The organism is Streptomyces sp. GL_141 (genome assembly GCF_057834385.1).
This window is the reverse complement of the sequence record NZ_CM174402.1, coordinates 1,239,661-1,253,202: the sequence shown is the minus strand read 5'-3', so window position 1 is coordinate 1,253,202 and position 13,542 is coordinate 1,239,661. Positions and strand designations below refer to the sequence as shown.

The 13,542-nt window shown below is 71.9% G+C and carries 10 protein-coding genes and 1 riboswitch; of the genes, 6 read left to right on the top strand and 4 right to left on the bottom strand.

Translation table 11 applies throughout. The annotated features are described in order from the left end of the window. Positions 1-526 precede the first annotated feature (526 nt). The 4 genes from AC3IX6_RS05450 to AC3IX6_RS05435 all read left to right on the top strand — a co-directional run bounded on the left by AC3IX6_RS05450 (position 527) and on the right by AC3IX6_RS05435 (position 5,366). Positions 527-1,408: a S1 family peptidase gene (locus tag AC3IX6_RS05450; RefSeq protein WP_489369114.1), complete on the top strand. Its 882-nt coding sequence runs from the start codon at positions 527-529 to the stop codon at positions 1,406-1,408. A 507-nt stretch (positions 1,409-1,915) separates the two neighbouring features. Continuing rightward, positions 1,916-2,365, top strand: coding sequence for an SRPBCC family protein (locus AC3IX6_RS05445; RefSeq protein WP_489369113.1), 450 nt, complete (start codon positions 1,916-1,918; stop codon positions 2,363-2,365). Between the two features lie 128 nt (positions 2,366-2,493). Continuing rightward, positions 2,494-3,555: an ATP-binding protein gene (locus tag AC3IX6_RS05440; RefSeq protein WP_489369112.1), complete on the top strand. Its 1,062-nt coding sequence runs from the start codon at positions 2,494-2,496 to the stop codon at positions 3,553-3,555. Beyond that, positions 3,552-5,366: a vWA domain-containing protein gene (locus AC3IX6_RS05435; protein ID WP_489369111.1), complete on the top strand. Its 1,815-nt coding sequence runs from the start codon at positions 3,552-3,554 to the stop codon at positions 5,364-5,366. The genes AC3IX6_RS05440 and AC3IX6_RS05435 overlap by 4 nt, the downstream gene beginning before the upstream one ends. Before the next feature lie 18 nt (positions 5,367-5,384). On the opposite strand, the gene AC3IX6_RS05430 is transcribed toward AC3IX6_RS05435, so the two are convergent. Both AC3IX6_RS05430 and AC3IX6_RS05425 read right to left on the bottom strand, forming a co-directional pair. Beyond that, the gene (locus tag AC3IX6_RS05430; protein ID WP_489369110.1) at positions 5,385-6,959 is read right to left on the bottom strand and encodes an RNA polymerase sigma factor; all 1,575 of its coding nucleotides are present in this window, start codon (positions 6,957-6,959) and stop codon (positions 5,385-5,387) included. Between the two features lie 214 nt (positions 6,960-7,173). Next, a complete protein-coding gene (locus tag AC3IX6_RS05425; RefSeq protein ID WP_489369109.1) occupies positions 7,174-7,935 on the bottom strand; it encodes a methyltransferase domain-containing protein in 762 nt (253 codons plus the stop codon). A 102-nt stretch (positions 7,936-8,037) separates the two neighbouring features. Further along, positions 8,038-8,138, top strand: a riboswitch (ZMP/ZTP riboswitch). Positions 8,139-8,166: 28 nt separating this feature from the next. Here AC3IX6_RS05425 and AC3IX6_RS05420 point away from each other — a divergent pair. Both AC3IX6_RS05420 and AC3IX6_RS05415 read left to right on the top strand, forming a co-directional pair. Continuing rightward, positions 8,167-9,057, top strand: a complete 891-nt coding sequence (locus AC3IX6_RS05420) for a bifunctional 5,10-methylenetetrahydrofolate dehydrogenase/5,10-methenyltetrahydrofolate cyclohydrolase (protein WP_489369108.1) — start codon at positions 8,167-8,169, stop codon at positions 9,055-9,057. A gap of 136 nt (positions 9,058-9,193) precedes the next feature. Next, positions 9,194-10,720 carry a peptide MFS transporter gene (locus AC3IX6_RS05415; RefSeq protein ID WP_489369107.1) on the top strand — a complete coding sequence of 509 codons (1,527 nt, stop codon included), beginning with the start codon at positions 9,194-9,196 and terminating at the stop codon, positions 10,718-10,720. A 25-nt stretch (positions 10,721-10,745) separates the two neighbouring features. Here AC3IX6_RS05415 and AC3IX6_RS05410 read toward each other — a convergent pair whose 3' ends face one another. Continuing rightward, positions 10,746-11,999, bottom strand: a complete 1,254-nt coding sequence (locus tag AC3IX6_RS05410) for an MAB_1171c family putative transporter (RefSeq protein ID WP_489369106.1) — start codon at positions 11,997-11,999, stop codon at positions 10,746-10,748. Beyond that, complete coding sequence (locus AC3IX6_RS05405; protein ID WP_489369105.1) at positions 11,996-13,465, bottom strand: NAD(P)/FAD-dependent oxidoreductase; 1,470 nt, start codon at positions 13,463-13,465, stop codon at positions 11,996-11,998. Before AC3IX6_RS05405 ends, AC3IX6_RS05410 begins: the two co-directional genes overlap by 4 nt. Positions 13,466-13,542: the final 77 nt, after the last annotated feature.

Sequence of the window (13,542 nt, the reverse complement as noted above, 5' to 3'; positions counted from 1 at the left end):
CGCCTTCGCCGCGGACCCGGACGCGGATACGGACGCGGACGCGGCCCCGGAACCCGGGGCGGACGCGGCGGCCTGGGCGGAGGGGAACGCGGACAGTGCGAGCGCCGCGGCTATCGCGGCGGTGAGCAGGGAAGCGCGCACGGATCTCGAAGCGGGCAAGGAGGTCTCCTGACAGGTGGGCAGGGGTGGATGCGGCAGTGACGCGTAACATAGCAATGTGAAATTGCACTGAGAACCCCTCGGACCTCACCGACTTTTGGGGCCCTCGCCGGCCCCGGGTGGCACCGGCGACAACCGGGGTGGGCGACGGGGTACGGAAGGGCCGTGACGGGCTGCCGCAACCCTGCGCGCGACCACGGGGGCCACCCGTGAGCGTTTGACGGAGCGGGCCGGGGTCCGCGGTCTTGTGCGCGGCGCCATGCCTTCCGCATACTCGCCCGAGCGCTTGTCAGGGACACGCCATGCCCTGAAATGCGCCTCACAGGGCCCCGACCCCATGGGCCCCGACGCTCCGAGGAGGAGATCAGTGAGGATCACGCGCACCAGTTCCCCCGCCGGCACCGCGAGGCGAGCCGCTCTCGCCGTCGTCGCCGCAGGCCTGCTGACGGCCACCGCACTCGCCATCCCCACCGCCCGGGCAGCCACCCCGCAGTCCTTCGGCGCAACGCAGCTGGCCAAGGTCGACCAGGCTGTTCTGGGGGCCGATGTCGCGGGCACCGCGTGGTACGTGGACCAGGCGAGCGGCCGGGTCGTCGTGACGGCCGACAGCACGGTGTCCGCCGCCGACCTCACGAAGATCAGAAAGGCGGCGGGGGCCGAGGCGGGTGCGCTACGAATCGAGCGCACCGCCGGGGCGTTCACCCGCTTGCTGGGCCCGGGCGATGCCATCTACGGCGGCGGTTACCGCTGTTCGGTCGCCTTCAACGTCGTCAGCGGCAGCACGTACTCCTTCCTCACCGCCGGTCACTGCGGCAACGTGGTCGGTACCTGGTACACCAACTCCGCCCAGAGCACGCTGATCGGCCCCACCGTCGGTTCGAGCTTCCCCGGCAACGACTACGCGCTGGTCCGCTACGCCAACACCTCGCTCAGCCACCCCGGCGGCTTCACCGCCGCCAACGCCTACGTGGGTGAGTCCGTCAAGCGGAGCGGCTCCACCACCGGCACGAAGAGCGGAACGGTCACCGCTCTGAACGCCACCGTCCACTACAGCGGCGGCGGCACGGTCCGCGGCATGATCCAGACCAACGTGTGCGCGGAGCCGGGCGATTCGGGCGGCGCGCTGTACGACGGCACGAAGGCGCTCGGCATCACCTCCGGCGGCAGCGGCAACTGCTCGGTCGGCGGCACGACGTTCTACCAGCCGGTGCCCGAGGCCCTCGCCAAGTACAAGGTATCCCTCCTCTGAGGCCGGCCAGCCTGCCCCGGCCCGACGACCCGAGCGGCTCCCGGCTCCCTCCTGGGGCCATCCGGAGCGGACCCACGTAGATAGCCCAGAATGCGCCCGCCTCGGACCCGTGCCCGAGGCGGGCGCCTTCACCTCCACCGCCCGCCGCACGCCCGCGATGCCGACGGGCACGATCTGCGGGACACGACGACGGAGGGCGGACCCCTTCCGGAACACCGCCTGGTGGACAGGGCATGGAGTGGGGAACGCCGGTCGCCACGCTCGGCGGCGGTCTGATCGCGATGGCGGGCACGTTGCCGGCCGACCGGTTGCGCACCCGCCAGGAGCCGCACCCGACAAAGGAGCCCGCCACTACACAGCCCTCCTCACCCTCGCCTGCCTACGGCTCTGGCTCCCGCAATGACATTGCGGACACGACCCAGGCCTCCGGCTGAAGGCATCGCGCGCCGGCCCGCCCGGGGCGTACGGTGGAAGCAGAGTCCATCAGGGGGGCTCCAAGGGGTCGCCATGTCCGCGATCAGCAACAGCATCGACATTGACCGCAGTCCCGAGGACGTCTACTCGTACATCACGGACCCCACGCACCTGCCGGAGTGGCAGGACAGTGCCGTGTCGGCCGTGCCGATGGGGGACCTCCCCGTCCACGTAGGTTCGAAGGTCGTCATCACCCGGCAGATCGGCAAGCGGAGGATCCCCACGACCATGCAGGTCATGGAACTCGACCCGCCGAGGAGCTGGCACTTCCACGGCCTCGACGGGCCGGTCCGGCCGGACGTGCGGGGCCACATAGAACCCCTCGACGGCGGCACCCGCTCGCGCGTGACCCTCGCCGTCGACTTCGAGGCCCACGGCATGGGCAGGGCGTTCGTCCCGCTCGCGGTCAGGCCCATGGTCCGCAAGGAGATGCCGCGCAGCGAGGAGAAGCTCAAGCACCTGCTGGAGCACTCCGCGGCCTGAGCTCCGCGGGGACGCCCCGGGAAAAACCGGATGCTCCGGGACACGCGGTGCGCCCACACTGGGCGCACCGCGCACCGCGCACCCGGACCCGGTCCGGGTACCCCGTACCCCTAAGGACATCCCCGCCCGTGCAGGCTGCCGTCACCGTCACCCCCGCCCAGCTCCCCGAACTGCTCCTCGGCCTCGCCACCGTGCGGCCCGTGTTCCTCTGGGGAGCGCCCGGCATCGGCAAGTCCTCGCTCGTGCGGAAGTTCGCCGACTCGCTGGGGCTGGAGTGCGTGAGCCTGCTCGGTACCCAGCTCGCGCCCGAGGACCTGATCGGCGTACCGCAGATCCGTGACGGGCGTTCCGTGTTCTGCCCGCCCGAGGCCATCGCCCGCGAGGAGCCGTACTGCCTGTTCCTCGACGAGCTCAACGCCGCGGGCCCCGACGTGCAGAAGGCCTTCTACTCCCTCATCCTCGACCGGCGGATCGGCTCCTACGAGCTGCCCGCGGGCTCCATCGTCATCGGCGCGGGCAACCGGGCCACCGACAACGCCCTGGCCCGCCCCATCGCCTCCGCGCTGGTCAACCGCCTCACCCACGTCCACCTGAACTCCTCCGCCGGGGACTGGCTGGTCTGGGCCGGCGAGCACGGCATCCACCCGTGGGTCACCGACTACCTCACCGACCGGCCCGACCACCTGTGGTCGCAGCCGCCGAAGACGGAGGAGCCGTTCTCCACGCCGCGTTCCTGGCACATGCTCTCGGACGCCCTGCACTCCTTCGGCCCGGACCTGGACGAGACGACCCTGAAGGTGATCGCCCACGGCACCCTCACCCCGGCACACGCCGTCTCCTTCTGCGGCTACGCGAAGATCGTCCGCCACTCCTTCGGCATCGAGGCGATCATGAAGGGCGACGCGAACTGGCCCACCCGCCCCGCCGACCGCGACCTGCTCTACTACCTGGCCGACGCCTTCCGCGGCCGACTGGTCAAGGAGCTGCCCGCACGGCGCGAACACGTCTCGCCCGCCGTCCGGCAGGCCGCCCACCGGGCCAAGTCCCTCCTCGTCCAGCTCGCCGAGATCTCCGTCGAGGTCGCCCAGACCGTCATCGCCGACGATGCCGACGGCCTGCCCGTGCTGCCCGCCTGGTTCCTCGTCGAAGCGGCCCGCGACATGCCGCGCCTGGTCGAGGCCCGCCGGTGAGCCGCACCACCCGCAAGAACTCCGCCGACGCCAAGCCCGACCCGGCCGCCCAGGCCTTCGCCGAGGGCCTCGCCCTGGTCAAGCGGAACCCGGCCCTCGCCGCCGTCTCCGCCACCGTCTGCCGCCAGGCCAAGTGCGCGGCCACCCCCGCCGGGGGACTGGCGGCCGTCGACTCCAACGGCACCGTCCACGTCCACCCCACCCGGCGCGCCACACCCGAGGCATGGGCCTGGACGCTCTCCCACGCGCTGCTCCACCTCGGCTTCGGACACGTGCCCGCCGCCAAGGACGAGGACCGCCCCCAGCCCGACCGCTTCGACCTGGCCGCCCGCTGCGCCGTCGTCAACCGCTTCCTGGCGAGCTTCGCACCCGGCTGGACCCCGGACCGCCTGCCCGCCGAGCACCCCGGCGGCGACGAGGACCTGCTCGCCGCCCGCTGGCGCCGCGACGGAATCCCCGCCGCCCACGAGAACTGCGGCACCGCCGGGGACCACCCCGACCAGGTCCTGGTGGCGTGGCGGGCGTGGAACTCAGCCGTCCCCGACTGGGAGGCCGCTTTCGCGCACGCCCTGACCCGCAGCGTCTCGGCCGCCATGGACGTGGCCGGCGGCCGCCGCGACCGGGTCACCGGTGAGCGGGTCCGCCTCCACCCGTGGGACCGGGCCCTGAACTGGTTCGTCTCCTCGTACCCGCTGCTCGGGGGCCTCGCCGCCGGACTGAAGATCGTCGCCGACGCCGAGCTGGCCCGCGCCCAGGGCATCGACATCGCCGCCGTCAGCGCGAGCGCCGGGGAGATCTACGTCAACCCGCTGCGCAGTTTCACCGACGGGGAATGGCGGTTCATCCTGGCCCACGAGATGCTGCACGCCGCCCTGCGCCACGGGGAGCGCCGCGGCGCCCGCGACCCGTACCTGCACAACGTGGCCGCCGACTACGTGGTCAACGGCTGGCTCGTGGAGATGGACGTCGGCGAGATGCCCGAAGGGCTGCTCCACGACCCGGCGCTCAAAGACCTCTCCGTCGAGGAGGTCTACGACCGGATCACGTCCGACCTGCGCCGCATGCGCCGCCTCGCCACCCTGCGCGGCAAGGGCCGCGGGGACATCCTGGGCGAGCCGCTGCCGCACCCGGCCAGCTGTCCGTACACGGACCTGGACGACTTCTACCGGCGCGGCCTGGTCCAGGGCTTCGACCTGCACGCTTACGGGGAGCGCGGACTGCTGCCCGCCGGGCTGATCCAGGAGATCCGGGCGCTGGCCCACCCGCCGGTGCCGTGGGACGCGGCGCTCGCCCGCTGGTTCGACGCGTACGTGCCGCGGCCCGTGGCCGTACGGTCCTACGCCCGCCCGGCCCGCCGGCAGGCCGCCACGCCGGACATCCCGCGCGCGGGCCGGTACTTCCCGGTCGAGGAGACCGCCCGCTGCACCTTCGGCGTGGTCCTCGACACCTCGGGGTCGATGAACGCCGCCCTGCTCGGCAAGGCGCTGGGCGCGATCGCCTCGTACGCGGAAGCCCGCGACGTACCGGCGGCACGCGTCGTGTTCTGCGACGCGGCGCCGTACGACGCGGGCTATCTGCCACCGACCGAGATCGCCGGGCGGGTCCGGGTCCGCGGCCGGGGCGGAACGGTCCTGCAACCGGGCATCGACCTGCTGCACCGGGCGGAGGACTTCCCGCCCGGCGCCCCGGTCCTCGTGATCACGGACGGCGAGTGCGACACCCTGCGGATCCGGCGCGAGCACGCCTATCTGATCCCGCAGGGTGCCTCCCTGCCGTTCACGCCCCGCGGGCCGGTCTTCCGACTGGCCTGAGGGGCGTGACCCGACTTTTTAGTCGAGGTAGTCGCGCAGCACCTGCGAGCGCGACGGGTGGCGGAGCTTCGACATGGTCTTCGACTCGATCTGGCGGATGCGCTCACGGGTGACCCCGTACACGCGACCGATCTCGTCGAGGGTCTTCGGCTGGCCGTCGTTGAGGCCGTAGCGCATGGAGACCACGCCGGCCTCGCGCTCCGAGAGCGTGCCCAGGATGGACTGGAGCTGCTCCTGGAGGAAGGTGAAGGAGACCGCGTCGGCCGGCACGACCGCCTCGGAGTCCTCGATGAGGTCACCGAACTCGCTGTCGCCCTCCTCACCCAGCGGGGTGTGCAGGGAGATCGGCTCGCGGCCGTACTTCTGGACCTCGATGACCTTCTCGGGGGTCATGTCGAGTTCCTTGCCCAGCTCCTCCGGAGTGGGCTCCCGGCCGAGGTCCTGGAGCATCTGGCGCTGGACACGGGCCAGCTTGTTGATGATCTCGACCATGTGGACGGGGATGCGGATGGTGCGCGACTGGTCGGCCATGGCGCGGGTGATCGCCTGCCGGATCCACCAGGTGGCGTACGTGGAGAACTTGAAGCCCTTGGTGTAGTCGAACTTCTCCACGGCGCGGATCAGACCGACGTTGCCCTCCTGGATCAGGTCCAGGAAGAGCATGCCGCGGCCGGTGTAGCGCTTGGCGAGGGAGACCACGAGGCGGAGGTTGGCCTCCAGCAGGTGGTTCTTGGCCCGGCGGCCGTCCTCGACGAGGATCTCCAGCTCGCGCTTGAACGCGGGCTTGTGGTCCTCCTCCTCTTCGAGCTTGTACTCGGAGAAGAGACCGGCCTCGATGCGCTTGGCCAGCTCCACCTCCTGCTCGGCGTTGAGCAGCGGCACCTTGCCGATGAGCTTGAGGTAGTCCTTGACGGGGTCGGCGGTGGCACCGGCGACCATGACGGTCTGGGCCGGGGCGTCGTCCTCGTCGTCGTCGGACAGGACGAAGCCGGCGCTGCCGCCCGTCTTGGGCGTCTCCTTCTCGTCGCCCTCGTCCAGGTCCTCGGCGGCCCAGTCCTCGCCCTCGGCCACGGGGGCGTCGCCCTCGTCGCCGTCCTTGGCGGTCTTCTTCGTGGCGGCCGTCTTCTTCACGGCGGTCTTCTTCACGGCGGTCTTCTTGACCGCACGCTTCTTCGGCGCGGCGGCGGCATCTGCCGCCACCTCCTCCTCGGTCCCGGAGGCCGACGGGTCGGATATCGCCGCGGCGGGGGTGGTGGCGGCCGTCTTGCGCGCACCGATGAGGCGCGGCGGGGCGGCAGCCTTCTTGGCGACGGTGCGCGCCGGGGCGGCGGCCGCCTTGCGCGCCTTCTTGGCGGGAGCCTTCGTGGCGGGGGCGGCGCTGACGTGCAGCGCGACGCCCTCCTCGTCCAGGACCTGGTTCAGGCTGCGCAGGACCCGCTTCCACTGGTCCACCGGGATGCGGCCGGCCTCGAAGGCCTGGCGCACGTCATCACCGTTGATGTGACCCTGCTCGCGGCCACGCTCGACAAGCGCGACCAGGGCCTCGGATTCGGCGATCTCCGTGGGGAACGTACGGGACGGGCTGAGCGACACAAGGAGCCTCTCGTTGCGAACAAATAAAGGGGTGGCGGGACATCATCGCGCGAACTCGGGAAACAGACCCGAGGGGGGTCTGTATTCCGGGCCGCACGAGGACACCTGTCGGTTCATCGCATGCCCGAGTAGATTCGTTACGCGCTGAATTGAGTGACCTGCGCCACGCCGTGACCGGGGAGCCGGTCGCGGGTGGTCGCGTCCGCCCGTTTTGTCAGCCCGTTTTGCGGGCCTCGATGAGAAAACGGGCGGTGTGTGCGACGAACGGGCCTTCGTGCTCGATCTGTTCGTGCAGCTCGCGCAACCGGTCCCGATGCTGTCCGACCGTGAAGCCGGGCACCATCCAGATCACCTTCCTCAGAAAGTAGATCACGGCTCCGATGTCGTGGAACTCCGTCCGCAGTCGTTCGGAGCGCAGATCGACCACCTCCAGTCCCGCTTCGGTGGCCCCGGCGACCGCGCCGTCGGGGTGCCGGGCCCGCCGGACCTGCTCCGGCTGCGGCCCCAGGAAGTACTCCACGAGCTCGAAGACGCTCGCCGGGCCGACCTGCTGGGAGAGGTACGTGCCGCCGGGCTTCAGCACCCGCGCGATCTCCTCCCACCAGATCGTCACCGGATGCCGGCTGGCGACGAACTCGAAGGCCCCGTCGCCGAACGGCAGCGGCGGCTCGTCGGTGTCCGCGACCACCACCGCGCCGAGCGGGTGCAGCAGCTGTGTCGCCTTGTGGACGTTCGGCGGCCACGATTCGGTGGCCACCGTCAGGCCGGGCAGGGGCCCGGCTCCGGCGAGTACCTCTCCGCCGCCGGTCTGGATGTCCAGGGCGGAGCCGACCTGCGCCAGGTGCCGGGCCAGGAGGCGCTGGTAGCCCCAGGAGGGGCGCTGCTCGGTGGCGCGGCCGTCGAGCCAGGAGAAGTCCCAGCCGTCCACGGAGACGGATTCCGCTTCCGCGACGAGATGGTCGAAAGTGCGCGTCATGTCTCGATCGTCCCAGGTCCGGCGCCGTCCATCCACCGGATTGCCGGGCCGGTGCCCACGCCGGACCCCGCGGACTTGTCGGGAGGCGGTCGCCTACACTGGGCGGCGGGCCGTGACTGGCGTTCGGGTGGATCACCACCGGGGAGCGGCCCGGCGTACACCCGCATCCCGTACGCCGACTGCCGCGCGCCTGGGCGAACCGCGATCCCGCAGCGACGCCCAGGAGCCCCGATGACACCTCAGACGACCGCCCAGCAGGCCCGGACCGCCACCCTGATGGACGGCACCGCCCTCGCCCGCCGCATCTCGGAGCAGACCGCCGAGTACGCGGCGAAGATCACCGAGCGCACCGGTACCGCGCCCTGTCTTGCGACCGTGCTGGTCGGCGAGGACCCCGCCTCCGTCACCTACGTCCGCATGAAGCAGAACCGCTGCGCCAAGGCCGGGATCACCTCCCGCCACGTGGAGCTGCCGGCCGCGACGACCACCGAGGAACTCGTCGCCACCCTGACCGCGCTCTCCGAGGACCCGGAGATCAGCGGCATCCTGCTCCAGCACCCGGTCCCGCACCACATCGACGAGCGCGCCGCCTTCGAGGCCATCGCCCCGGGCAAGGACGTCGACGGGGTCACCATGCACTCCTTCGCCGCCATGGGCTTCGGACTGCCGGGCTTCGTCTCCTGCACCCCCGGCGGCATCATGCGGCTGCTGGAGGCCTACGACGTGGACCTGACCGGCAAGCACGCCGTGGTCGTCGGCCGCAGCGCGATCCTGGGCAAGCCCGCCGGGATGCTGCTGCTGGAGCAGAACGCCACCGTCACCTACTGCCACTCCCGCACCGTGGACCTGCCGTCCATCGTCCGCCAGGCGGACGTGCTGGTCGCCGCCGTCGGCAAGGCCGAGTTCATCCGCGGCGAGGACATCAAGCCGGGCGCCGTGGTGCTGGACGCCGGCTACAACGAGGGCAACGTCGGCGACGTCCACTTCGAGTCGGCCGCCGCCCGCGCCTCGCTGATCACCCCGGTTCCGGGCGGCGTCGGCCCGATGACCATCGCGGTGCTGCTGGAGCAGACCGTCCAGGCCGCCGCCGCGCAGGCCGGCCTGGCCCTCGCGGACCTCTGACCCGTCCCGCACCCCCCGCCGTACGGCGAACGCCCCGGGCCCTTCGGTCCGGGGCGTTGCGTTTCCCCCGGTAACGGGCCGAAAGGAGGATCCCGGTCCGGCGCGGGAGGGCTCCACTGAATATGTGAAGCCTTCGATGGATATGCAGAAGCACCCGGCGTCGGACGCAGCACCGGACGCGGCGGCGGTGGGCGGGAAGCGCCACCCGCGCGGGCTCGCCACCCTCGTCCTCGCCGAGCTGTGGGAGCGTTTCAGCCTCTACGGCATGGTCGCCATCCTCGTGCACTTCCTGGCGGCCTCCCGCGGCCACGGGGGCATGGGCCTCCACGAGGGCACCGCGGAGGCCGTGGAAGGCGTCTACATGGCCATGATCTCGCTGCTGGCGCTGCCCGGCGGCTGGATCGCCGACCGCTTCCTCGGCGCCCGGCGGGCCGTCCTGTGGGGCGGCGTGGTCATCATGGCCGGTCACGTCCTGATGGCCGTCCCGAACCCGGTCTTCGTCTGGCCCGGCCTGGTCCTCATCGTCATCGGCACCGGCCTGCTCAAGCCGAACATCTCCGCACTGGTCGGCCGGCTGTACGCCGCCGACGACGACCAGCGGCGCGACGCCGGCTACTCGATCTTCTACATGGGCATCAACCTCGGCGCCGTCATCGCCCCGCTCGTCGTCGGCTACCTCGGCGAGGAGGTCAACTGGCACCTCGGCTTCGGCGCCGCCGCCGTCGGCATGGCGCTGGGCCTGGTGCAGTACGTCATCGGCGGCCGCAAGCTCTCGCAGCAGCTGCGCCCGGAGCCCGTGGTCCGGCTCACCCCCGCCGAGCGGGCCAAGGTGCGCAAGTCCTCCTCGTACGGCCTGGTCTTCACGGCCGTGCTGGTCACCCTGCTGGCCGCCTCGCACGCGCTGAGCATCGACAACATCACCTTCGTGCTGACGGTCGTCGCCGTGGTGGTCCCGGCGGGCGTGCTGCTCTCGATGTACCGCAGCCCCAAGATCGACCGGGTCGAGAAGACCCGGCTGCGGGCCTACGTGTGGCTCTTCCTGGCCGCCACGCTGTTCTGGCTGGTCTACGACCAGATGGGCAACGAGCTGAACCTGTTCGCCGCCCAGAAGACCGACCTGTCCCTCCTCGGCTGGCACATCCCGGCCAGCTGGACCCAGGCGCTGCCCTCGCTGTTCGTGATCATCCTGGCGCCCGTCTTCGCCGCCTTCTGGGTGCGCCGGGGCAAGCACATGAGCACCCCGTTCAAGTTCGGCCTGGCCCTGCTGCTGACCGGCGCCTCCTTCGTGGTCATGTCGGGCGCCGCGGCCATCGCCTCCAGCGGGGTCAAGGTCTCGCTGATGTGGCTGGTGGGCGTGTACGTGATCCAGGTGATGGGCGAGATGTGCCTGAGCCCGGTGGGCCTCTCGGTCACCACGAAGCTCGCCCCGCGGGCCTTCACCAACCAGATGATGGGCGTCTGGTTCCTCGCCGCCGCCACCGGAGACGCGATCGGCGCCCAGCTGCCCCGGCTCGACGCGGTCATCGGACAGAGCTGGAACTTCCTGTGGCAGGGCGCCATGGTGATCGCGGCCGGCGCGGTGATGGTCTTCTTCACCAAGCGGCTCAAGGTCCTGACGGGCGAGGCGGCCGCGGCCCGCGAAGCGCTGGCGGCCACGACCTGACCGGGCCGGCGCAGGCGGCCCGCAGTCAGGAGCGCGCGGCCCGGTCGCGGGCCCCGGCCACGATCGGGGAGGTCTGGAACGCGTGGGCCAGCTCGGTCAGCGGGCGGGAGTCCAGGCGGTACGGGACCGGGAAACCGGGGTGGGGCCCGGCCGCGGGGGCGGTCTCCGGGCCGGCCTCCGCGCGTTCTGCCGCTGCCCGTTCCGCACCCGCCCGTTCCGCCCCCGCCCGGTCTGCCTCCGCACGGCGGCAGCAGGCCGCCGCCAGCATGGCCGCGTCCGACACCAGGGCGGCCTCCTCCTCGGACCGGCCCTGAGCGCGCGCGGCCCCGTACGCCTCCTCGCGCACGGCGGGGTCGAACCAGCCGGCGAGTGCCAGGATGCCGTCGTCGATCACCGATTCGCGGTGGACCAGCCGGATTCCGACCGGTGACCACCAGGTCAGCGGTACGGGCCGCAGCCCGCCCGGGGAGAACCCGCGCAACGCCGCCCAGAGCGGCCGCAGCCGCCGGTAGCGGCAGTAGTCCTTCCAGGGCGCCGAACCCCCGACCAGCGGCACCAGGAAACCGGCGCCCACCAGCAGGGCCGCCGCCGCGGCCAGCGGCGGGGCCACGGTGGTGGACAGGAAGTCCAGGTCCCGGCCGCTCCAGCGCGCTGCCATCGCCGTCCACTTCGCCGCGAGGAAGACCAGGTCGAAAGCGCCTCCCAGCATCAGCAGGGCAAGTCCCGTACGGAGCGGGCGCAGCGGCAGCATCGAGGGGGACAGGCGCCGCAGCCACTTGCGGCACAGCACCGTGAGCGCGGTGCTGCCCACGGTGTGCGCCGTCAGATAGCAGATGATCATCTCGCGCAGGAAGGGCGTGTCGGCGTAGTACGTGTCCATGTCCCGCAGCCGCTCGACGGGAGCCTCGCCCAGGGCGAACAGGGTCACGATCGCCACCACCACCGCGCCGTACGCGGCCACCGTCAGCCGGGTGGCCCGGCGCACGACGGTGGCCGGGGTCCCGCTCCAGTGCAGGATCACCACGACACAGGCGCCCGAGAAGGCCGTGAGCAGGCTGTACACCAGGGGAGCCGAGAAGTTGACGACGCCGGTCAGCCGGTTGACGGCCACGATGGTCGGCGGCGCCGAGAGGAAGACCGCGAGCGAACCCCCGACGAGGAGGGTGCACACGGCCCGCAGCAGGGGCTGCTCCCAACCCCGTCTCAACGTCGGCGCCTTGACGATCAGCGCCGTGGCGATCACCGCACCCGGGACGTAGAGGACGAGGCTTTCGGTCATCGTGCCTGGCCGGCGGGGTCGACCGGTCCGAGGGGGCCGCCGGTGCCGGCCGGCCCGTCCTGGTCCAGACCCGCCACGGTCCGCTCGGCGGAGGTCAGCGGAGCGGCCTTCAGCGCGCCCCGGTCCGATGTGCGCAGCACCTCCCAGACCACCCCGGGGCGGATCCAGTAGGTGGGCGCCCGGTTCATGGTGATGACCTGGAGCAGGGCGGCGGTGAGGGAGGCCCTGGTGGTGGCGCCGGTCATCAGCCGCTCGACGTACCCGTTGAGCAGCCCGGCACCGGGGCGCGGATTCATGCCCGTGGCGCCCGGGTACAGGATGTCCTGCGAGGTGGCGAGGTCCCAGGCGACGGCCACCTGCGGGGCGATGGCCCGCTGCGCCGCGCGGCCGATGCCCGCGTGGGAGAGGCCCTTCGCGCGCAGCAGCGTACGGACGGCCAGGATGCCCTGGGCCGCGACCGTCATGCCCTGGCCGTAGAGCGGGTTGAAGGTGGCGACCGAGTCCCCGACGGCGAAGAAGCCGTCGGGGAGGTCGGCCTTCTCGAAGAAGATCCGGCGGTTGGCGGTGCCCTGGGTGACGGAGACGTCGGTGAGCGGCTTCTTGCCTTCGAGGAGTTCACCGACGATGGGGTCGCGGACCCCCTTGGCGAACGGGATGAAGGACTCCGGGTCGGCGGTGGGCTGGCCGCCGCGGGTGCCGGACAGGGTGGCTTGCCAGCGGCCGTTCTCGATGGGGACGATCGTCGCGGTCTGGCCGGGTACGGGCACCCGGGGGTCGGACTGGACGTTGATGATGGGGAAGCCCAGGGCGTGGGCTCCCTCGGGGGCTTCGAAGATGCGGGTCGCGTAGACGAGTCCGGAATCGACCTCGGCTTCCTTCAGGCCGCTGACGCCGAGCGCCTCCAGCCAGCTGCGGGCCCGGGAGCCGCGGCCGCTCGCGTCGACCACGAGATCGGCGGCGATCAGGCGGTTCTCCTCGTCGGGGGTGTCCGCCCGGACCCCGGTGATCCGGGCCGCGGTGCCCTCCAGGCCGCGGACCCGGCTCTGCTGCAGGGTGGTGACCCCGGGCAGCCCGATGACGCGGGAGCGGACCACCGAGTCGAGGAGGTCACGGCTGCAGGAGATGTTGAACTGCATCTCTTCGTGGCGCGGCAGCCAGCCCTGGGCGGTCTTGGAGACCAGGTCGGTGGGGAGGCTGCGGCGGAAGGCGCCGGCTGCCGTCCAGTCGTCGGTGATGCCCGGCAGGATCTCCTCGATGGCGCGTGCACCGCCCGACCACAGCAGATGGGTGTGGCGGGCCTGCGGGAGTCCGCGGCGGGGCTCGGGACCGTCCGGCAGGGTGTCCGCCTCGATGATCGTGACCGTCGCGTGCTCGGCGAGGACGGCGGCGGCGAGCATGCCGGCCAGGCTGCCGCCGATGATGACGGCGTGTCGCGGCGGGGCGGAAGGCGGGGAGGAGTGAGTCATCGTGTGGTGCTCTCTGTCAGGGCCGTGCGAAGGCGCAGCGGCGGAGGAAGAACGTCGGCGGGGAGGCGGTGGCGGCC

Coding starts and splice junctions, on each gene's coding strand:
- AC3IX6_RS05445 (WP_489369113.1), top strand. CDS start 1,916: ATGTCCGCGATCAGCAACAGCATCGACATTGACCGCAGTCCCGAGGAC.
- AC3IX6_RS05425 (WP_489369109.1), bottom strand. CDS start 7,935: ATGACGCGCACTTTCGACCATCTCGTCGCGGAAGCGGAATCCGTCTCC.
- AC3IX6_RS05420 (WP_489369108.1), top strand. CDS start 8,167: ATGACACCTCAGACGACCGCCCAGCAGGCCCGGACCGCCACCCTGATG.
- AC3IX6_RS05415 (WP_489369107.1), top strand. CDS start 9,194: ATGGATATGCAGAAGCACCCGGCGTCGGACGCAGCACCGGACGCGGCG.
- AC3IX6_RS05410 (WP_489369106.1), bottom strand. CDS start 11,999: ATGACCGAAAGCCTCGTCCTCTACGTCCCGGGTGCGGTGATCGCCACG.
- AC3IX6_RS05405 (WP_489369105.1), bottom strand. CDS start 13,465: ATGACTCACTCCTCCCCGCCTTCCGCCCCGCCGCGACACGCCGTCATC.